Source organism: Ligilactobacillus saerimneri, assembly GCF_036689625.1.
GTDB classification, from domain to species: Bacteria; Bacillota; Bacilli; order Lactobacillales; family Lactobacillaceae; genus Ligilactobacillus; species Ligilactobacillus saerimneri.
Map to the genome: position 1 here is coordinate 667,012 of NZ_CP144759.1, position 20,843 is coordinate 687,854.

Here is a 20,843-nt window from a genome sequence, read left to right on the forward strand (position 1 = left end):
GGGAATAATCTATTTATAGTTGTGTTGTATCTTAAAAAGAGTCTATAAAAGGATGGTGAGAAATTTGACTCGTAATGAACTTACTGATTTCGTCTAGCTTTAAGGGTAAATGAAGAGTTAGAGTTTAAAATCGGCTCACATTATTGGTATTTAGGACCAACCTCTAGTAATCGCGGGTATAAGGATAAAAAAGGTTGGGTATTATATCAGTTCTATTCTGATGATATAACATATATTCCTTCGGAAGATCCCGAGGTAATCATGAATATAGAAATTAAAGGAAGAACGTTATTAGAACACTTTATTGAATTTGAATTGAGTTAGGTAATTGGATCGCCTAGTCATGATGGGTAATGTGCTAATGATCATGATAAATGGAGAATGGTAAATTTTAGCTAAAGTGTTTATTGACGTCTTATATAGCATTCGTTATAATGTATAAGAACTGTTGATATTTATGCTATTTTTTTGCATTTATAACGGTTACATTTAAGCTCGGAGGGAGGGAAACACAATGTCAAAAACAGTCGTTCGTAAAAACGAATCTCTTGATGACGCTCTTCGTCGCTTCAAACGTTCCGTTTCAAGAACAGGTACTTTGCGCGAATACCGCAAACGTGAATTCTACGAAAAACCAAGCGTAAAGCGTAAGAAAAAGTCAGAAGCAGCCAGAAAACGTAAGAACAAGCGTCGTTTCTAGTTTCTAGAGGAGGCTAATGTGATGAGTTTAAAGGATTCATTACAAAAAGATATGATTGCTGCAATGAAGGCCAAAGATAAGGCTACATTGAGCACAGTACGTATGCTGAAAGCTGCGGTTGCTAACGAAGAGATCAACCTAGGACATGATCTTTCTGCTGATGAAGAGATTAGTGTTCTTTCCCATGAGTTGAAACAGCGCAAGGATTCGCTCCAAGAATTCGAAGAAGCTGGACGTGATGAAGCCGTAGAAAAGCTTAAGAACGAGATTAAGATCGTTCAAAAGTATATGCCAGCACAATTAAGTGCAGAAGAAGTTAAGGAAGTTGTTCAAACAACCATTGAAGAAATTGGTGCTACTTCCAAGGCTGATTTTGGTAAAGTCATGGGTGCCGTAATGCCGAAACTTAAGGGTAAGGCTGATGGCAAGCTGGTTAACTCAACTGTCAAAGAATTATTACACTAATAAGACTAGTAGTTGAATTAAAGAACGTGTGTACCACGAGGGTACATACGTTTTTTTGTTTATTGCTTTGTAAAAGCTTATCAGCTTTAAACGATGTGCCTGATAATATACTAAAGTATACATGCAATGGTATAATATAATTTACTAAATGTGCACAAAGGAGACGGCAATTTGACAGACAAGCAATTTGAAATTGAATATCGCTTAAATAATATTGATGATCAAGCCGTATTATTTGGGATCAACAACGATTATTTGCGTCTGCTGGAAGAAGGAAATAATGTCATTCTCAATCCCTTTGGTGAAGTGATTAGAATTACAGGTGACCAAGAAGATGTCCAAAAGACTGGCAGAGTACTCGATGAATTAGTGAAACTGCTACATAACGGTATCAGCATCAGTAGTCCTGACATTATATCAGCAATGAAAATGGCTGACCGCGGGACTTTACAATACTTTCAAGACCTTTATACAGATGTTCTAATCAAAGACGCTAGACGACGGTCAATTCGGGTAAAGAATTATAGTCAACGGCAGTATGTTCAGGCTATCAAGAGTAACGATTTGACGTTTGGGATTGGGCCGGCAGGGACTGGTAAGACATACTTAGCAGTTGTAATGGCGGTGGCGGCCTTAAAGAAAAATCAAGTGGAACGTTTGATCCTGACGCGACCCGCAGTCGAAGCTGGGGAGTCGTTGGGTTTTCTGCCAGGTGATTTAAAAGAGAAGGTCGATCCATATTTACGTCCAATATATGATGCGTTACATGCTATTTTGGGAGTTGAACATACGGAACGTTTGATTGAAAGAGGAACAATCGAAATTGCACCTTTGGCATATATGCGGGGACGGACTTTAGAAAATGCATTTGTGCTTTTAGATGAGGCGCAGAATACAACACGGGCCCAAATGAAGATGTTTTTAACACGTTTAGGTTTTGGCTCCAAGATGGTCGTCAACGGTGATCCATCCCAAATTGACTTGCCTAAGGGACATAAGCAAAGTGGGTTGATTGATGCACAGCGGATTTTAACAGGGTTACCACACATTGCCTTTATTAATTTTGATGCAGCTGATGTAGTGCGGCATCCTGTGGTTTCTGAAATCATTCGGGCATATTCTCGCCCTACAAATGCCCAGGGAACAAAGGAGAATTAAATGGAATTAACGATTTTTGATGAAACAAAACAAGTATCTCCTCATCAAATGGAACTAGCTGATCATATTTTGCGGTATGCAGCTGACTATTTACACCTACCAGATAATATTGAGTTAGCGGTCACTCTAATGGATAATGAACATATTCATCAGATAAACAAAGAGTATCGCGGAGTTGACAAACCGACTGATGTTATCAGTTTTGCAATGGAAGAAGAGGATCCGAATGAATTGCCAATTATTATTCCGGATGAATTAAAAGATGAAATTCCCCAGAGTTTAGGTGACTTGATGGTTTCAATGGATAAAGTCGTTGAACAAGCGGAATACTTAGGGCACTCACAAGATCGTGAACTAGGCTTTCTCTTGGTTCATGGTTTTTTACATCTAAATGGTTACGATCACATGCGGGCGGAAGACGAAAAGAAAATGTTTGGATTGCAAGAGGAGATTCTTAGCGGTTATGGCCTTAAAAGATAGAAAAAAACGTTCACGTTGGCAAAACCGTCATTTTTATCAAGCTGTGATTCATGCTATGGCGGGTCTGGTAACAGTTTACCAAGAAGAACGAAATTTCCGTTTTCATTGTTGGTCGGCTTTAGTAGTTTTAGTTCTAACAACTTATTTGCGACTGTCATGGCAAGAAGGCTTGTGGCTATTATTAGCGATTTTCATGGTTTTGGGAGCCGAGATTTTAAATTCAACTATTGAGAATATTGTTGATTTGGCAACAGGTGACCGCTATCATCCCTTAGCCAAAAAAGCTAAAGATATGGCAGCAGGTTTAGTATTACTAACTGCTTGGCTAGCGACGATTATCGGAATCGTAATTTTAGGGCCAAAACTCATACAGATACTTTAGGAGGAAAAAATTTGGAAAACAATTTTCATTCAGGATTTATTGCTATTGTAGGGCGTCCTAATGTTGGTAAATCCACATTTTTAAATCGTGCGGTAGGCGATAAAATTGCCATTATGAGCGACAAACCACAAACTACCCGGAATAAGATTCAAGGGATTTATACTACGGACGATGCACAAATTGTGTTTATTGATACTCCTGGTATCCATAAGCCTCACAGTCGTTTGGGGGATTTTATGGTTGATTCTGCTCTATCAACTTTAAATGAAGTGGATGCAGTGATGTTTATGGTTAATGCAACCCAAAAGCGTGGTCGGGGTGATGATTTTATTATCAACCGTCTTAAAGATGTTAAGAAACCAATCTATTTGATTATCAACAAAATTGATCAAGTACATCCAGACCATCTACTTGAAATTATGGATGATTATCGCGATAGCCTCGAGTACAAGGATGTTTTCCCTATTTCGGCATTGAATGGCAATAATGTTCCAGAACTGATTCAACAGTTAATAGCTGATTTGCCTGAAGGACCACAGTATTATCCAAGTGATCAGATTACTGACCATCCTGAACGGTTCATTGCTGGTGAATTGATTCGGGAAAAGGTATTGGAATTTACCCGGGAGGAAGTTCCACACTCAGTTGCAGTGGTGGTTGAACGAATCAGACGAGAAGATGATGAAAAAGTTTTGGTCCAAGCGACAATAATTGTTGAACGCAAAAGTCAAAAGGGAATCATTATCGGAAAAGGGGGTAAAATGCTCCGCCAAATCGGGACTCAGGCTCGAAAAGATATTGAACGGATGTTAGGAGATAAAGTCTATTTGGAGCTTTGGGTTAAAGTCCAACCTAACTGGAAAGATAAGCAAGCAGATTTAGCAGCTTTCGGGTACAAGCAAGACGACTATTGATAGTTTATTAGGGAAAGTCAGAAAAACTTCCCTTTTTATTTGGGAATGGAGGGTATCATGGCACTTTTCCGCGGACAAACATTTACAGGTATTGTGGTATCACGGAAAAATTATAAAGAACGTGATATGCTAGTACGTATTCTGACATCATCATTCGGATTCAAAACCTTCTTTGTGCGTGGAGTTCGTAAACGTGGATTTAAATGGGGAGCATGTATTATTCCCTTCACGAAGGCAACCTATATTGGGGATATTAGTACTACTGGGTTATCGTTTATCACTAACGTATCTGATGCTGAACAGTACCAGAACATTGTAGAAGACATTACATTAAATGCATATGCAACCTACATTTTGGAATTAAGTCGGGTGGCTGTTGGTGATGATGACCAATTAGCCATCAAATGGTACGCAACTATTGAGCAAGCCCTGTTTTTGATCAATCAAGGATTAGATCCTTTAATCATAACTAGCGTCATCGAGTTACAAATGTTGCAACTGTTTGGGGTTCAACCGGAGTTAAAACATTGTGTAATTTGTCAGCAAAATGATCGACCAATGGATTTTTCTGAAGAATATGGGGGGCTTTTGTGCCAACGGCATTGGCAATTAGATCCTAATCGCCTTCATTTAACGCCAAGAACTGTACTTTTTATGCAACGTTTAGCTGCGGTTAATCTGCATAAGGTGTCTGCAATTCGAGTCCGCCCAGAAACAAAAGCAGATCTACACCATGCTTTGGACCAGATTTATTATGACATGGTAGGAATCTATATTCCGGCTAAACGTTTTTTGAGTAAGTTGATGCGAACTCACATCCGACCACTTGCACCACGCACAAAGAACAATACCACGGATTAATGTGTAAGAATTAAGTGGCTGTAAGCGTAAAGTATTCCTGATGAGATTGAAAATAGATTAGAAAAGATTGTGTAGGCGGTTAAATCCGCTTACACGATCTTTTTTTCGTTTCTAGAAAAAGAAACGGGGTGTAAGCCCGAATGGTTCTGTTTTAGCTTGTAAGACGAACCCGTTGTCGATGATAGGTAACTATCTGAGCAATGGGTCGCAAGGTCTTATCTGAGCAAATTGTAGCTAGTAGCCTATTCGGCGCTAAACTGATGGGTGAAGTCTACAAGCCCCCGAATCTTATTCGGAGCGCAGTTGACAGAATTGCATTGTTAATTCAGAAGAAGTTTGACGTTGAACATGGAAAATTTGATTTTGATTCGAACAAAAAAACATATAGAATGGAGTAGAGATTACGTAGTAGGAGTGAAAAATGGCCCATAAAATTAAGGACGAGCTTTTAGCGATTGACAACAAAATTAATACGAAATAAGAACAGATTGAGAAGTTAAAGCAAGAAAAAAGGGAGAAAAAGTAGAGGTGCATTTCTTCTCTTGGAAAGAAATTTATTGAGTTGGCCAAGATCGAAAATCCAGAAGTTGATTATTGAGAGCTGAGTGATTTTCTTGATGGAAAAATAAACGAAGCTAGGCAACAGGCAAAAAATATTGAGCAAGAAAGCAAACAACCTTTTTTAGATCCAGAGGTATAGAGTATGGAAAAATTCTTTTACAAGATGTTAGAGCTTTGTGACCCTAATTCTATATTGGGAAGAATAGTTACGTTAATTTTGATTGGATTATTATTGTGGTTATTAGATCAAGTGTGGAATCCAAATGTTGCACTTGCGATTGCAATTTTATCGACTACAATGATAGCTTCCATACGTCATGACAAGTTAAAAAAGCAAAAAACAAAAGAATAATTGTTAGAAAGGCACTGAAGATTTAAAAAATCCAGTGTCTTTTTTATACCGTTTTATTCTACTGTTAAAAAATATTGCGTCTATTTTACGGCTACGAAAACTTGGTAACTATGGTGGCAAATACGCTAATGTGTTAGTTTAGAAATCAGCAAGACGAGTATGGTGAAGCCTTACAAGGCTTAGGTTTAGAAGGTGAAATTAGCTCATTACTTGGATTATAGATATAAGAATGAGGGACTACCTCTCAGCATAGGCGATAACTTCAAACCAATTGCTGCTGAATATCGTAATAAAGTGATTGCTTTAGAAGAAAGAACAAAGAATTTACCCAATGAAAAAAATTGGTTAAAGCAATAGATTATTACGGCGTACCAACAGAGATTTTTGCACGAGCATTTGAACTTTACGTAAAAAATCAAGGGTTCGATACTTCGTTATTAGCGCCTGACGAGAGATTTAAGGGCGCAGAGTACGCAATTTTTGACGAGGATTTACAAGACAAAATCAATACGTTTTTCCAGGGAGAGTTCCCTGAGTTAGCGGGAAAAATTCGAGAATTCCAGAAAGAACAAGCTGAAAATCAGCAAGAAGTTCAAGCAAGCGAAAAACAAATTGAAAGCAAAGAACAAGAGAAAGAAGAAGGGATTGCTGTTCAAGAGGAATTGTCGTTAGATAACGAAACTGAGCAACAGGATAGTAGTCCAAAAGAAGCAAATAGAAAGAGCGAAAAACAAAATGAAATGCCTGTAGAAGATGAGGGCACACAAAAAGAGGGATCCAAGTATGCGCCCTCTTCGCAGTCCGAAACTGCAGGCAGCGGGCTACCCGACCAGGAGAACCTGGCCCATGAATTTGCGGATCCCTCTTTTCTACATTTTACCGTAACTAACGAGAGAACACAAAGAATACCAACTAATTATCATGCAATTACTGAACACGAATTACATGGACTTAATGGAGTAGCTAACGAACTATTGGATACGGCCAGATTTTATAATGATACGTTAAGTTCAGGAATTGTTAACTATATCTACGTTGAAGATCAACAAGTGAAAACACTCCGCGTAAGATTCGGAAAAGAGAATTTTGCTCATTTAACAGGGCTTATTTTTGAAGGAAAGTCACCAAAAGAATTGTTAAATGATTTGGTGAAAAGTAATGGTGCTCAAAAGAATATTTTCGTCAAAAATGATGGGACTACATTTGAAAAGCTTGGAGTTATTGGTGGAATTAAACAACTAGCAAATACTAACGCAATGGAATTGAATAAGTTCGATGATATTGGGCAAGCAAGACGTTTAAATTTCACTGAAGCAATCAAAGTGACAGATGAAAATTTATTACTGGCACTTAGAAATACAGATTTAGATGTATTTTCTCCTGTTTCATTACTGAATTTAGATAACAAAAATAAAGTATCTTCGCAATATTTACGTGTTCCTGAAAATGAAATTGTTGCAATTGTGGCAGAGCGTAATGCACAAGGGTTGCCTATGATGGTTCCATTGGATATGAACGATAAGTACATTAATCCGAGTGAAGCTTTTGTTATTTCAAATGCACTGAGCAACTATGCCTATGAGCATAGAGAGGAGATACAAGATCAAGAAGCCCAAGTAACACCAACTGAAGTGATCGACGGATTAGTTGATGAAGGTAAAATTACTCCAATTATTGAACAACAAGCTGAAGAGCCAGAACCTTCTCCAGTTGTAAAGGAGGAACCAGAGGTAAGCGCAGAGAACAATAACTCAACTAAAGTTGATCAAGAAGATGAACAGGTGGTTGAGGCTTCAGCTACAAACGTAGAAGGCGAAGAAACAATAGAATCTAACGAAATGCCTCCTTTAGGTGTAAATCAACCGGAGCAACAAGAAACAGTAGAAAATGAACAAACTGAACTTGTAGCTGAAGAACCTGCCACTCAAGAAGAAACACAATCGGCAAATAAAAATGATAGTGCTAATGAAGGCGAGAAACAACAGGGCAAGGAAGAGAGCCGTGACCTAAGGCGGGCCAGAAAAAAGCTGGAAAGGTTAGAAACAGCTTTGAGAGTAACAGTTGAAGAATTGGAAAAACAACGCACTCAAACAGCTGATCAGTCGCAAAACACTAAACGGTTAGAAAAGCTTGAAAATGACGTGGCTGACATTAACAAAGAAATTCAGGCGCAAAATAAGCGAATCAAAAAACTGGAAAGAGAAGCAGAAAATCAGGCTAAAGGACTGAATAAGGACGGCAAAGGGCTAGAAATTAGTGTTCAGAACCTTCCCAGAATTGAAGCTGAAATCGAAAAAGCAAACAATGGGGAATCAAAATACGCAAAAAGAGAAATTACTTGGTATCGAAAAATGGTTTCCGAACTGAAAAAAGCCAAAGAAATCTCAGAAGAACCACTAATGCCAGGAGCACATGTTGATGATGGATTGCTGAATCAATGGTCAAAGTGGCCAAATACTTATTACGTGAAGGGACTTCGGGGTGTTGCTTTGGAACAAACTGCTGATGGTGAATTTGTGGTGAGTCCAAGGTCAAAAATAAAGAATGGGGAACAGCAGCGACGAGTAGATGAACTGTTACAAATGCAATACGAGATCAACGAACAAATAACTGAGCAGAATGAGCAATCTCAAGCAGAGTCCACTTCTGACACAGACAATGAACAAGTGAAAGAAGAACAAACAGCTAGGGAAAATGCAGAAATCGGTGCAGGGGCAGTTGTAGGTTATGCTGCGAATGAGGAATTGCAAAATTATTTGGTTAATAATCTCAATTATGCTCCAGAGACAGTCGACTTCTTTGTTGAGCAAGGTGTTTTACAAAACGGTTTGGTACAAGGCCAACCAGCTGCTAACCAAGGTGTAGTGACATTTGGTGAACCAAAACGTTTAGTAGCATTTGAATCTGCAAGCGATATGATGGCTTATTACGAAATTCAAAATGCTAGGGGAAACCTTAGAGATGTTTCATTAGTAAATTTGAATGATTTAAGTGAGAAAGAATTAGCCAAGGTCTACGGAACAATTCGCAAAGATGATCCTTCCTTTGCAAAGTTCACGGAGAGATCAACAAACGACGTAGATCAGTTTGTCGATCACTACTTCATTTACACTGGCCAAGGTGAAGTAACCCTTGCCGTTAGAAATAATGATCGTGGATTGGAATTTTACCAGCGTTTACATGAGAATTATCCAAAACTAGGTCTTGACTTAGATATGCCACCAAAAGGCTTGGGGCAGCGTTCAATGAGTTGGTGGAAATACCTTCATGAGTTGAAGAGTAATGGTCTTTCATTAACACAAGACTTACCTGGTACAAGAATCTCACTTGTTCAAGAAAATCGGAAGCAAGAAATTATTGATACAATTAACGGCTTTATTGAAAAAAATAATGCCCCTGAAATAGTGAATACTTTTGCTGTTGATGGAAACGAGAAAAAGATTTCTCCGTTGTTTAAAGACGTAGAGACGGCCCTTTACAAGCCAGCAGATAGCTTTAACGAGAACAGAGAGAACTCAGTAACTCAGACACCATCAGCAACACAAGAGACTGTACGACAAGAACAAGTGCAAGAAACCGACAGGGCAACGACTGCTGAAAGAACGGCACCAACTCAAAATAAGCCTAAAGTGTCGCCAGTTCAATTAGTGTTTAGGCAGGAATCCCCCGATTCTCAATCGGGGGAGGAATGCCCATCCAACAGCGCCTTTGGCGCTGCTTTTAGTTTCCGGATTTTTTCATTGGGGGCCGTCCAGCGCTACTCTTAGTAGTTCGTTGGCTGGCGATGTACTGCTTGACCACTTCTTTGCTCATGTTGCCGAGGGTCCCCATGTAATAACTTCTTGACCATAAGTGACCACCCCAGCACTTATTAGCTTTGATGTCGGGGTGGTTATGAAGAAACAATCTTGCACTTCCACCTTTCAGAGCCTTGATCACGTTAGTGGCTGAGCGTTTTGGTTTGAAGCTAATTAACATGTGGACGTGGTCTGGCATCACTTCCATCTTTTCGATGCTGATGTTGTGTAGTTCAGCGATGTACGTGAGAGTATTCTTCATTTCAGTTACCAATTCTGGTGTAGTAAAGATTTGACGACGATACTTGGTAACCCATACCAGATGGAAATGAAAATTATATACGTACCCTCGCTCATAAACGGCATCAGTTAATTTACTCATTAGTAATACCTCTCTATCCTATTATCATAGTTACACTATCCCTATTTTAGTTATATAATGGTAATCGGTAAAGGAGGTGAAAACCAATGCCAAAGAAGAGCTCATTGCCATATATGATGGGGTTGAAGCTACGCATGTTTCCCAACCACAAGCAGGAAATTATCTTGTGGAAGAACATCAACGCTTCACGTTTCATCTACAATCAATTACTAGCTAATAGCTACGTAGACAGTGCTATTAGGCGTAATAAGCTGGATGAAAAGTATCCAATTCCAGCTGAATACTGGCGGTATAACAAACAGGGTAATCCTATTAAAAAGAGCCAGAATCGCCCGGTTGGGCTTGACCGCATTACGGCCGACCGTTATCCATGGTTAGGCGATGCTGATCTAGATAGTGACATGTTTAATAACACGCAAGTCCACTACCAGCACGCTTGGAACATGTTTCGTAAGGTTCATCCTACGGGGGGCCCTAAGTTTAAGCGTAAGGATCGGCCGGTTCAGTCTTACTCGACTTCTAATCGTTACGCCCCATCAGTACTAAAGAAAAAGGGTGAATTACCTTCGTTGTACAACGGTACTTCGGTGCGATTCATTGATCGGAAGCATATTCGCTTACCTAAGGTTGGGACAATTAAGGTGAAGCTACACCGCTCGTTACCAACCAATCGGTTGGTCCGAATCGCAACCGTAACAATTAAGCACCTTTCATCTGGTGAATGGTTCGTTTCACTGCTATTAAAGAGTGATGAACCTTTCCAGATTAGCTTGCCTAAAACAGGCAAAGTAGTTGGAATCGACTTGAATACTGACAACTTCTTGACGCAAAGTGATGCGGAAGTAGTAGAAAATCCTCGTTACTACCGGACAATTAAGAAACGTCTAGCAAAGTACCAACGAATCTTATCTCGACGGGCCCGTAGGGCTAAGAAAGAGCACCGTTCTTTGCGTAAGAGTCATAATTACCAGAAGCAACGCCAACTAGTTGCCCAGTTACACCGTAAGGTTCGTAACCAACGGCAGAACTTCCTGCATGTGACCTCGACAGCACTTATCAAGAACCACGATTTGGTTGTCGCTGAAAACCTGAAAGGAAAGAACATGTTGAAGAGCCATGCATTAGCGATGAGCATTTCCGATGTGGGGTGGCGGATGTTTCTCGGCATGTTGGAATACAAAGCTCCCTTATATGGTCGTACCTTCGTTGAAGTTAATCCGGCTTACACGACCCAGACCTGCTACGATTGTGGCTTCGTGATGGGTAGTCAGGGCACCCAACGATTGACCTTAAGGGATCGCCAGTGGAATTGCCCTAAGTGTTATGCTCACCACGTACGAGACCATAATGCTGCCCAGAACATCTTGGCCAAAGGCCAACTATTGTTGGCAAAACCTGCTGAGAACAAAGCAACCATCTACCAGTAATTATTTACTTGGGCGTTTGGCAACTTGCGTCCAGGGCAAGATCCCGAATGGCTCTGTTTTAGCTTGTAAGACGAACCCGTTGTCGATGATAGGTAACTATCTGAACAATGGACCGCAAGGCTTTATCTGAGCAAATTGTAGCTAGTAGCCTATTCAGCGCTGAACTGATGGGTGAAGTCTACAAGCCCCCGAATCTTATTCGGGGCGTAGTTGACAGACGGAAACAGAACGAGGAAGTTGCAAGCGAGATCTTTAACAATGCTATGGAGAAATTGACAGTTGACTATCTAGGAGATACTGACAAGTTTAAGCAAGCGCTAGATTACATCAGTGATAATCCTACGGAATCACTGATTAATGCCATTACGATTAAAGAAACTAACCCTAAAGCTAGAAAAGTATTCCGCTTTGATGAACTGAAAGCTATTGGCCAAAAGATGGGCTTCAAACAAGGTGACTTTATTAAGGAACGTGACAAAGCATTGTCTGTGGCCAAAGGACAACAAGGTAACATTGAGCTGTATAAGCACACAACTGAAAGATTTGTAGGCAATAAGCCGTGGAGAGTTGCAACAAAGTGGGAGCGTCAGCGAGCTATGAGAGGCGAGTTAAAGACGTATTATCGTACAAGTAGTAAGTCATATAAGGTATTTACGCTTGATCAAACAAACCTTAAACCTGAGTTACATGATAGCTTCTTCCCGGATAACAAGATTGACTTCAATGATGAAGCACAAGTACATGCTGTTCGCAAAGGTTTGATGAATTACGCAATGTCCCTTGAAGATAAAATTAATGCCAACATTGAAAAGAATAATTTAAATCGCAGTGGAAAGTATAGTGACCGAGTTTCAGAACCAATTGCTATCAGGATCATGGACGATAAGAAACTTAAACCAGGTGAACCTGGACGATACGAAGTCAAAGATAACCTCAGACTTATTCGGCTAAATGCAAATGATAGTCCAAGAGACCTGGTTAGAACAGAGTTTAAACTTTTGGCTAAAGCGTCAGCTGATTATGGTGCACCTCAAAACTCTAAGATTAACGTCGGTGATAAAGTTCGTGCAGATTTTGAAAAGAAGGCTGCGACTGACGAAGCAATGATTAACTATGTTCTTGATAAGCGGTACGGACTTGGCGATGAACCACTTTCTGATCGGGAATGGACAAAGCGTCTAAAAGCATACACACAAGTGGAGAAAGACATTAGACGGCATTCTAATCGGATCCAAAACATTGTTAGTGGTGTAAGTAGCGAGGTTGATAAGTCAGTTAACGGGTTACGTATGAACGAACGAGTGATTGCACCGCAACAAAATCTGGAAAGAGGCATTAGTATGTAGGGGTGAAGAAGTATGGCAAAAAAGAAGTATATTAATCCTGCTGTTGCAGCATGGGCAAGAGAGTTAGACATTCGCGAGGTGGCTGAATTTTTAGGGTTAGGCGTAAAACGTGAAGGACGAACCTACATGACGGAACGGCATGATAGTTTGAAGCTATTTATGAAATATAATCCGAAAACTAAGCATAATCAGTGGTTTTTCAATTAGTGTTTAGGCAGGAATCCCCCGATTCTCAATCGGGGGAGGAATGCCCATCCAACAGCGCCTTTGGCGCTGCTTTTAGTTTCCGGATTTTTTCATTGGGGGCCGTCCAGCGCTACTCTTAGTAGTTCGTTGGCTGGCGATGTACTGCTTGACCACTTCTTTGCTCATGTTGCCGAGGGTCCCCATGTAATAACTTCTTGACCATAAGTGACCACCCCAGCACTTATTAGCTTTGATGTCGGGGTGGTTATGAAGAAACAATCTTGCACTTCCACCTTTCAGAGCCTTGATCACGTTAGTGGCTGAGCGTTTTGGTTTGAAGCTAATTAACATGTGGACGTGGTCTGGCATCACTTCCATCTTTTCGATGCTGATGTTGTGTAGTTCAGCGATGTACGTGAGAGTATTCTTCATTTCAGTTACCAATTCTGGTGTAGTAAAGATTTGACGACGATACTTGGTAACCCATACCAGATGGAAATGAAAATTATATACGTACCCTCGCTCATAAACGGCATCAGTTAATTTACTCATTAGTAATACCTCTCTATCCTATTATCATAGTTACACTATCCCTATTTTAGTTATATAATGGTAATCGGTAAAGGAGGTGAAAACCAATGCCAAAGAAGAGCTCATTGCCATATATGATGGGGTTGAAGCTACGCATGTTTCCCAACCACAAGCAGGAAATTATCTTGTGGAAGAACATCAACGCTTCACGTTTCATCTACAATCAATTACTAGCTAATAGCTACGTAGACAGTGCTATTAGGCGTAATAAGCTGGATGAAAAGTATCCAATTCCAGCTGAATACTGGCGGTATAACAAACAGGGTAATCCTATTAAAAAGAGCCAGAATCGCCCGGTTGGGCTTGACCGCATTACGGCCGACCGTTATCCATGGTTAGGCGATGCTGATCTAGATAGTGACATGTTTAATAACACGCAAGTCCACTACCAGCACGCTTGGAACATGTTTCGTAAGGTTCATCCTACGGGGGGCCCTAAGTTTAAGCGTAAGGATCGGCCGGTTCAGTCTTACTCGACTTCTAATCGTTACGCCCCATCAGTACTAAAGAAAAAGGGTGAATTACCTTCGTTGTACAACGGTACTTCGGTGCGATTCATTGATCGGAAGCATATTCGCTTACCTAAGGTTGGGACAATTAAGGTGAAGCTACACCGCTCGTTACCAACCAATCGGTTGGTCCGAATCGCAACCGTAACAATTAAGCACCTTTCATCTGGTGAATGGTTCGTTTCACTGCTATTAAAGAGTGATGAACCTTTCCAGATTAGCTTGCCTAAAACAGGCAAAGTAGTTGGAATCGACTTGAATACTGACAACTTCTTGACGCAAAGTGATGCGGAAGTAGTAGAAAATCCTCGTTACTACCGGACAATTAAGAAACGTCTAGCAAAGTACCAACGAATCTTATCTCGACGGGCCCGTAGGGCTAAGAAAGAGCACCGTTCTTTGCGTAAGAGTCATAATTACCAGAAGCAACGCCAACTAGTTGCCCAGTTACACCGTAAGGTTCGTAACCAACGGCAGAACTTCCTGCATGTGACCTCGACAGCACTTATCAAGAACCACGATTTGGTTGTCGCTGAAAACCTGAAAGGAAAGAACATGTTGAAGAGCCATGCATTAGCGATGAGCATTTCCGATGTGGGGTGGCGGATGTTTCTCGGCATGTTGGAATACAAAGCTCCCTTATATGGTCGTACCTTCGTTGAAGTTAATCCGGCTTACACGACCCAGACCTGCTACGATTGTGGCTTCGTGATGGGTAGTCAGGGCACCCAACGATTGACCTTAAGGGATCGCCAGTGGAATTGCCCTAAGTGTTATGCTCACCACGTACGAGACCATAATGCTGCCCAGAACATCTTGGCCAAAGGCCAACTATTGTTGGCAAAACCTGCTGAGAACAAAGCAACCATCTACCAGTAATTATTTACTTGGGCGTTTGGCAACTTGCGTCCAGGGCAAGATCCCGAATGGCTCTGTTTTAGCTTGTAAGACGAACCCGTTGTCGATGATAGGTAACTATCTGAACAATGGACCGCAAGGCTTTATCTGAGCAAATTGTAGCTAGTAGCCTATTCAGCGCTGAACTGATGGGTGAAGTCTACAAGCCCCCGAATCTTATTCGGGGCGTAGTTGACATGGTTCAGTCGAGGCAGTTCAGGTGATACAGTTGAATTAGTACGTAAAATGACAGGGAAAGATTTTCAGCATGGATCTACGAAACAAAGAGGGAATAAAACCGTCAAAACGTTATGTAGACGATCAAAAAGTACAAGAACACTACGCTATTATTCCCACAAAAACTTTCCCAACTGTCGAAGCTTTTCAATATGCTAGCCAGGCCTGTGATTAAGGAAATTGTAATTAAGAATCTGGAAGAACTGCAAGAACGAATGTTACAGCAGAATGCTACATTAATTTATGATGAAAAACTCCTGGACTATCTGGCCGATAATGGGACTGACGTTTACAATGGTGCCCGTCCATTAGCACGTTTGATTAATCGGGTAGTTTTAGCACCAATTGCACGGAAATTGGTAGTACTACCAAAACAATCAGGTCTTTTCTATGAGTTTACTGTGGTAGTAGAAGGGAATCCACCTGGTAAAGATGAAAATGGTGAGGTTGAAACAATTGAGAAGCGAAAGTTGAATTTTAAAGTAAGAGAGATACGTAAGTAACGGAAAAGTGTTCCTAAATCAGGAGCGCTTTTTTGTTTATCACAAATAAAAAAAGCACTCCTTGGTTGGGGGAGTGCTTACAGGCAGGTAGGTGTAATTTAATGCAACTTCCTGCGATCTTTTTTGCTACAAACATTATACCACACACTATTTATCTGGTACACTAAATAAGTGCTTCACAGGGCTGGTTACCCAATAAGTGTAGTACAAGGAGGTGTAGTTAATGCACATTTCCTTTGCGATCATTTTTTTTGCTCGTGCCCACCAAGCACATAAAACAATTGGTAAAAAAGTTGCTGAAGAAGCTTTTCAAGTAATTCAGTGATCGAGAAGGTGATCCTATCGCAGGGTCACCTTTTTGACTAGTAGTAAATAGATGGATCCCTGTAAGGGGGTCTTTTTTTATATGTAACAGGAAGCGGAAAATGGTTAATGCTAAATACTTAGAAAAATGGGAGCAAGGGAAGCCAGTTGACGACTGGTTTTTCAAGCAATTAATGGGGCAAGAAGCTCTTTGCCGAGCATTTTTAAACGAAGTTATTCCGGGAAAGAATTTTGGTAAGTTGAAAATAACTACCCAAGATGAAACAGACAACGGCCACAATAAAAAAGTGATATTCGATATTCTTGCAATTGACGAAAAAGCCAATTACTATAATATTGAAATGCAAATTGTCAACCAGCATAACTTGTTAGAGTGGTCATTGTACTATCAATCAATGATGATTACTAACATGTTGAACCCTGGGGAAAGTTACAGAGATTTGCATTATAGCTATGTAATTTTCTTATGTGAGTTTGATCCGCTTGAAGAAGGGGACAGGGTTATAACAACCTTAGAAAGAAGGATCGTTGAAAATCCGACTAAAGAGCTGGCAGACAAGACGCGAGTAGTATTTATTAACATGAATGGCGACTTGCAAAATGTTGGTGGTGAATTGCGGGGCTTTATTCAAGCTCTCAAAGAAGAATTGCCAAGTAATTCAAACAGCCAACTAGGTAAGCAACTCATGGCAGATTTTAAGGAACTCAAAGGCAACGAGAAAGGACGGAACGATTTTATGTTTTTTACTGAGAAAGAACAAAAAGCTATCGAACAAAAAAGAGATATAAAAATTGCTACGCTCATTTTAAATGATGACGATTTACCAAGCAAATACAAAATAAAGTTATTAACAGATATTCTGGGCGATGAAAATCAAGCGAGAAACTTAATTGCTCAGCATAACAAAGAAGCAGTTCACTAAGAAAGAATCTCAGGCGTTACACAAAAGTGTAGCGCCTTTTTTCGTGTCTAAAATTAATCACCACCCATGATAGCGCCTAGGTGCGCCAGCCCGTCCCCTTGCACTTGTTTGACTGCGCCAAAACTTTGGTCGCTGTGCTCCCGGCGCGTCGCATTGCTCCTTGCAACCAGTACCACCAGCTTCGAACTCATGCAAGACCAAGCCTCCGGTGGCTTTGCCAGCCTTGACATGAGCTCTCTGAGCTGGTGGACAGGTGGAAATGTAAGCTGAACTTGTAAAAGTGATGATTAGATACGCTGTGAGGAGGAAATAAAGATGAAGCAAGTAAAAGAAGCATTCGAAAGAGTGGATCGTCAGCTGAAATCTCAGATGCTGGCCAATGGTTATAAATTTCACAAGAAAAATGTGCTAAAATTTTTTTAAAAAAGTAACGGAAAAAGGGAAAAAGCAGATCTAATCGCCAAAAATTTTCTAATCGTTCAGAACAACTTTACGCTTACAAGTGGCTAGAGTTATTGACAAATGATAATGGCTAGATTATCCTTAGTTTTATAATATTAAAGAAGCAATGATGAGAGAGGACATTTTGGCAAAGGGCAAAGCGAGTCTGGTTGGTGAGAGCAGATCCTGGACCTTAATGATTGGCACTTTCGGAGCTTTATCGAATTAAGTTGCTAGGTAATCCTAGAAGTAGGGTGGAACCGCGATTTTCGAAATCGTCCCTATGTGGCATTTGTGTCGCATAGGCTTTTTTTATGGCGTCATAAGTGTCAGTTTCGAATTATTTAAGATAAGGAGCTTTGAAATGACAAAGAAAAAATTAACTTTGCAAGACACCATTTTGATTCTGCAAGAATTTTGGGCCCAACAGGGTTGTATGTTGATGCAATCATACGACACTGAAAAGGGGGCGGGAACGATGAGTCCGTATACTTTTTTGCGGGCAATCGGACCAGAACCATGGAACGTGGCATATGTTGAACCTTCACGGCGTCCAGCTGATGGACGTTATGGTGAGAATCCTAACCGTTTGTATCAGCACCACCAATTCCAAGTGTTAATGAAGCCATCACCAGGTAATATCCAAGAGCTATACTTAGATAGCTTACGCGCTTTGGGGATTGAACCGCTGGAACACGATATCCGCTTTGTTGAAGATAACTGGGAAAACCCATCAATGGGTTGTGCCGGTGTTGGTTGGGAAGTGTGGCTTGATGGAATGGAAATTACACAGTTCACTTATTTCCAGCAAGTAGGTGGTTTAGAAGTTAAACCTGTTGCGGCCGAAGTGACATATGGGTTAGAACGCTTATCTTCATATATTCAAGATGTTAATAATGTCTTTGAGCTAGAATGGGCTGATGGTGTTAAGTACGGTGATATCTTCAAAGAACCTGAATACGAACAATCCAAGTATTCATTTGAAGAAAGTAACCAGGACATGTTGTTGAAACTGTTTGATGTGTATGAAAAGGAAGCTAAACGCCAATTGGAAAATGGGTTAGTGCACCCAGCATATGATTATATTTTGAAATGTAGCCATACATTTAACTTGTTAGATGCACGAGGGGCTGTTTCAGTTACGGAACGGGCTGGATATCTTTCCCGAATTCGGAATATGGCTCGGTCTGTTGCCAAAGTATTTGTGGCAGAACGTAAGAAATTAGGTTTCCCATTAATTAAAGACGAAAAGCTCAGAGCAGAATTGTTAAAGGAGGAGAAGTAATAAAATGACACATACATTTTTACTTGAAATTGGTCTGGAAGAAATACCAGCCCACGTAGTTACTCCTAGTGTTAACCAATTAGCAACTAAGACGGCGGCTTTTCTTAAAGAACAGCGCTTAGCCTTTGCAGAAATCAAGACATATTCAACTCCGCGTCGATTGGCAGTTGAAGTGGTTGGTTTAGCTGATAAACAAGATGACATTGAAGAAGAAGCCAAGGGACCATCCAAGAAGATTGCGCTGGATACAGATGGCAACTGGACTAAAGCTGCTCAAGGATTTGCTCGTGGCCAAAAGTTAACCGTTGATGACTTGTTCTTTAAAGAGCTTAAGGGAACAGAATATGTTTATGCTAAGAAATTTATCCCTGGGAAGGCAGCTACTGAAGTTATGCAAGGAATGAAGGATGTGGCAATGAGTCTCAAATTTCCAACTATGATGCGGTGGGGATCTAATGACTTTGAATATGTCCGCCCAATCAAATGGCTGGTCGCTTTATTGGATGATGAAGTGGTTCCGTTCAATATTTTGAATATTACAACCGGCCGGACATCACAAGGACACCGATTCTTGGGGCACCCTGTAACGATTTCCAACCCAGCAGCTTATGTGGAAGCATTGCGTCAAGAAAAGGTTATTGTTGATGCACAAGAGAGAAAAAATGCTATCGTACAGCAAATCGAAAAGCTTGCTCAGGCCAACAACTGGAAGATTGTTGTTGAAGATGATCTGCTGGAAGAAGTCAATAACTTAGTAGAATGGCCAACAGTTTTTGCGGGTTCGTTCAAAGAACAATACCTTCAAATTCCAGATGAAGTTCTCATCACGTCGATGCGGGATCACCAACGCTTCTTCTATGTTACAGATCAAGACGGTAATTTGCTGCCAAACTTTGTTTCCGTGCGTAACGGGAACACTGATCATTTAGAGAATGTGATTGCCGGGAACGAAAAAGTGTTAACAGCGCGGCTTGAAGATGCTGCTTTCTTCTATGAAGAAGATCAAAAGCATGATATTGCTTATTATGTTGGTCGTTTGCAGGACGTAATGTTCCATGACAAGATTGGCTCCATTGCCCAAAAGATGGAACGAGTACGTTTGATCGCTGACTATCTTGGTAAGAAGTTAGGCTTGATGGAATCAGAGCTTACTGCTTTAGACCGAGCAGCTCAGATCTATAAGTTTGACTTAGTCACTGAAATGGTCGGTGAATTTTCTGAGTTGCAGGGGGTCATGGGTGAAATCTATGCCAAATTGATGGGTGAAGATTCACAAGTGGCTACTGCCATTCGTGAACAATACATGCCAATTTTAGCTGAAGGTGAACTGCCACAAACCAAAGTGGGGGCCATCTTGTCTATTGCTGATAAGATTGATAGTATTCAAGCATTCTTTGCTGCAGAAATGATTCCAAGTGGGTCCAACGATCCATATGCTTTGCGCCGTCAAGCGACAGGGATTGTCCGGATTGCTTTAGCAAATAATTGGGAGGTTTCTGGTCCATTATTAGAGGAAGCAATTCAAGAAGCATATGCGCAAAAAGCTGATTTGTATACTAAAATTCAACCAGAAGCTAAAGTGGCTACTGCTGTGCGGAGCTTCCTGTTCGATCGCTTACACCAGATTTTAGCTGATACTACCGATTACCGGCGTGATATTTTGATGGCTGTGTTAGCCAATAAGAGCAATTCGTTTGTTCATGTCGATCAAGCTGCACAAGTACTGATGGCGCACAAGGATGATACTGACTTTAAAGACACAGTAGAAGCCTTGACGCGGGTTACCCGTTTAGCAAGTAAAGCTGGATCAAAGGATGGTATGAGTACAAAGATTGATCCAACATTATTTGAAAACGAAAGTGAACAAGTGTTGGCGGATCAATATGAACATGTAGCTGCTAGATACGCTAATGAATCATTAGCCGCTCAATTTGATGCTCTACATTCACTAAAAGATGCAATTAATGCATATTTTGATGAAACAATGATCATGGTTGACAATGTAGCAGTAAAGCAAAACCGTTTAGCGCAGTTAGCACAAATTGCAGCGTTAACTGCTTCATTCGGTTCACTAGAAGAAGTTCAAGTTAAGTAAAGAAAAAGCAACGGGCATTCATTACCG

Annotated in this window: 19 protein-coding genes and 1 CRISPR repeat array (1 of these 20 running past the window's edge); of the genes, 17 read left to right on the forward strand and 2 right to left on the reverse strand. The window is 40.6% G+C overall.

The window, feature by feature from the left end; translation table 11 throughout:
• A CRISPR array of direct repeats spans positions 1–9; the repeat unit is 28 nt (it extends 264 nt beyond the left edge of the window).
• Positions 10–514: 505 nt separating this feature from the next.
• From rpsU to V3C97_RS03290, 9 genes are all read left to right on the forward strand, one after another.
• Positions 515–700: a 30S ribosomal protein S21 gene (gene rpsU / locus V3C97_RS03250; RefSeq protein ID WP_009554594.1), complete on the forward strand. Its 186-nt coding sequence runs from the start codon at positions 515–517 to the stop codon at positions 698–700.
• A 21-nt stretch (positions 701–721) separates the two neighbouring features.
• The gene (locus V3C97_RS03255) at positions 722–1,165 is read left to right on the forward strand and encodes a GatB/YqeY domain-containing protein (protein ID WP_180849604.1); all 444 of its coding nucleotides are present in this window, start codon (positions 722–724) and stop codon (positions 1,163–1,165) included.
• A gap of 171 nt (positions 1,166–1,336) precedes the next feature.
• Positions 1,337–2,323, forward strand: coding sequence for a PhoH family protein (locus V3C97_RS03260; RefSeq protein ID WP_338434437.1), 987 nt, complete (start codon positions 1,337–1,339; stop codon positions 2,321–2,323).
• Positions 2,324–2,803: an rRNA maturation RNase YbeY gene (gene ybeY / locus V3C97_RS03265; protein WP_338434438.1), complete on the forward strand. Its 480-nt coding sequence runs from the start codon at positions 2,324–2,326 to the stop codon at positions 2,801–2,803.
• A complete protein-coding gene (locus V3C97_RS03270; protein WP_009554586.1) occupies positions 2,787–3,185 on the forward strand; it encodes a diacylglycerol kinase family protein in 399 nt (132 codons plus the stop codon). Before ybeY ends, V3C97_RS03270 begins: the two co-directional genes overlap by 17 nt.
• Before the next feature lie 11 nt (positions 3,186–3,196).
• A complete protein-coding gene (era, locus tag V3C97_RS03275; RefSeq protein WP_338434439.1) occupies positions 3,197–4,099 on the forward strand; it encodes a GTPase Era in 903 nt (300 codons plus the stop codon).
• Positions 4,100–4,156: 57 nt separating this feature from the next.
• Positions 4,157–4,960 (forward strand): DNA repair protein RecO, encoded by an 804-nt coding sequence (gene recO / locus V3C97_RS03280; RefSeq protein WP_338434440.1) that lies wholly within the window; start codon positions 4,157–4,159, stop codon positions 4,958–4,960.
• A 703-nt stretch (positions 4,961–5,663) separates the two neighbouring features.
• A complete protein-coding gene (locus tag V3C97_RS03285) occupies positions 5,664–5,873 on the forward strand; it encodes a hypothetical protein (RefSeq protein WP_338434441.1) in 210 nt (69 codons plus the stop codon).
• Between the two features lie 341 nt (positions 5,874–6,214).
• A complete protein-coding gene (locus V3C97_RS03290; protein ID WP_338434442.1) occupies positions 6,215–9,640 on the forward strand; it encodes a PBECR4 domain-containing protein in 3,426 nt (1,141 codons plus the stop codon).
• Here V3C97_RS03290 and tnpA (V3C97_RS03295) read toward each other — a convergent pair.
• A complete protein-coding gene (gene tnpA, locus V3C97_RS03295; RefSeq protein ID WP_338434443.1) occupies positions 9,594–10,052 on the reverse strand; it encodes an IS200/IS605 family transposase in 459 nt (152 codons plus the stop codon). The two genes, V3C97_RS03290 and tnpA (V3C97_RS03295), sit on opposite strands and share 47 nt — an antisense overlap.
• Before the next feature lie 86 nt (positions 10,053–10,138).
• Here tnpA (V3C97_RS03295) and V3C97_RS03300 point away from each other — a divergent pair, with 86 nt between their 5' ends.
• The 3 genes from V3C97_RS03300 to V3C97_RS03310 all read left to right on the forward strand — a co-directional run bounded on the left by V3C97_RS03300 (position 10,139) and on the right by V3C97_RS03310 (position 13,032).
• Positions 10,139–11,479: a transposase gene (locus V3C97_RS03300; RefSeq protein ID WP_338434444.1), complete on the forward strand. Its 1,341-nt coding sequence runs from the start codon at positions 10,139–10,141 to the stop codon at positions 11,477–11,479.
• Positions 11,480–11,586: 107 nt separating this feature from the next.
• Complete coding sequence (locus tag V3C97_RS03305; protein ID WP_338434445.1) at positions 11,587–12,825, forward strand: hypothetical protein; 1,239 nt, start codon at positions 11,587–11,589, stop codon at positions 12,823–12,825.
• A 12-nt stretch (positions 12,826–12,837) separates the two neighbouring features.
• Positions 12,838–13,032 (forward strand): hypothetical protein, encoded by a 195-nt coding sequence (locus V3C97_RS03310; RefSeq protein ID WP_338434446.1) that lies wholly within the window; start codon positions 12,838–12,840, stop codon positions 13,030–13,032.
• Positions 13,033–13,104: 72 nt separating this feature from the next.
• Here V3C97_RS03310 and tnpA (V3C97_RS03315) read toward each other — a convergent pair whose 3' ends face one another.
• Positions 13,105–13,563, reverse strand: coding sequence for an IS200/IS605 family transposase (gene tnpA, locus V3C97_RS03315; RefSeq protein WP_338434443.1), 459 nt, complete (start codon positions 13,561–13,563; stop codon positions 13,105–13,107).
• Positions 13,564–13,649: 86 nt separating this feature from the next.
• On the opposite strand from tnpA (V3C97_RS03315), the gene V3C97_RS03320 reads away from it, so the two are divergent.
• The 5 genes from V3C97_RS03320 (at position 13,650) to glyS (ending at position 20,816) form a co-directional block, all read left to right on the forward strand.
• Positions 13,650–14,990 (forward strand): transposase, encoded by a 1,341-nt coding sequence (locus V3C97_RS03320; RefSeq protein WP_338434444.1) that lies wholly within the window; start codon positions 13,650–13,652, stop codon positions 14,988–14,990.
• Positions 14,991–15,412: 422 nt separating this feature from the next.
• A complete protein-coding gene (locus V3C97_RS03325) occupies positions 15,413–15,748 on the forward strand; it encodes a hypothetical protein (RefSeq protein WP_338434447.1) in 336 nt (111 codons plus the stop codon).
• Between the two features lie 425 nt (positions 15,749–16,173).
• Positions 16,174–16,995 carry an Rpn family recombination-promoting nuclease/putative transposase gene (locus tag V3C97_RS03330; RefSeq protein ID WP_338434448.1) on the forward strand — a complete coding sequence of 274 codons (822 nt, stop codon included), beginning with the start codon at positions 16,174–16,176 and terminating at the stop codon, positions 16,993–16,995.
• Positions 16,996–17,800: 805 nt separating this feature from the next.
• Complete coding sequence (gene glyQ / locus V3C97_RS03335; RefSeq protein WP_338434449.1) at positions 17,801–18,721, forward strand: glycine--tRNA ligase subunit alpha; 921 nt, start codon at positions 17,801–17,803, stop codon at positions 18,719–18,721.
• A 4-nt stretch (positions 18,722–18,725) separates the two neighbouring features.
• Positions 18,726–20,816, forward strand: coding sequence for a glycine--tRNA ligase subunit beta (gene glyS / locus V3C97_RS03340; protein ID WP_338434450.1), 2,091 nt, complete (start codon positions 18,726–18,728; stop codon positions 20,814–20,816).
• Positions 20,817–20,843 lie beyond the last annotated feature (27 nt).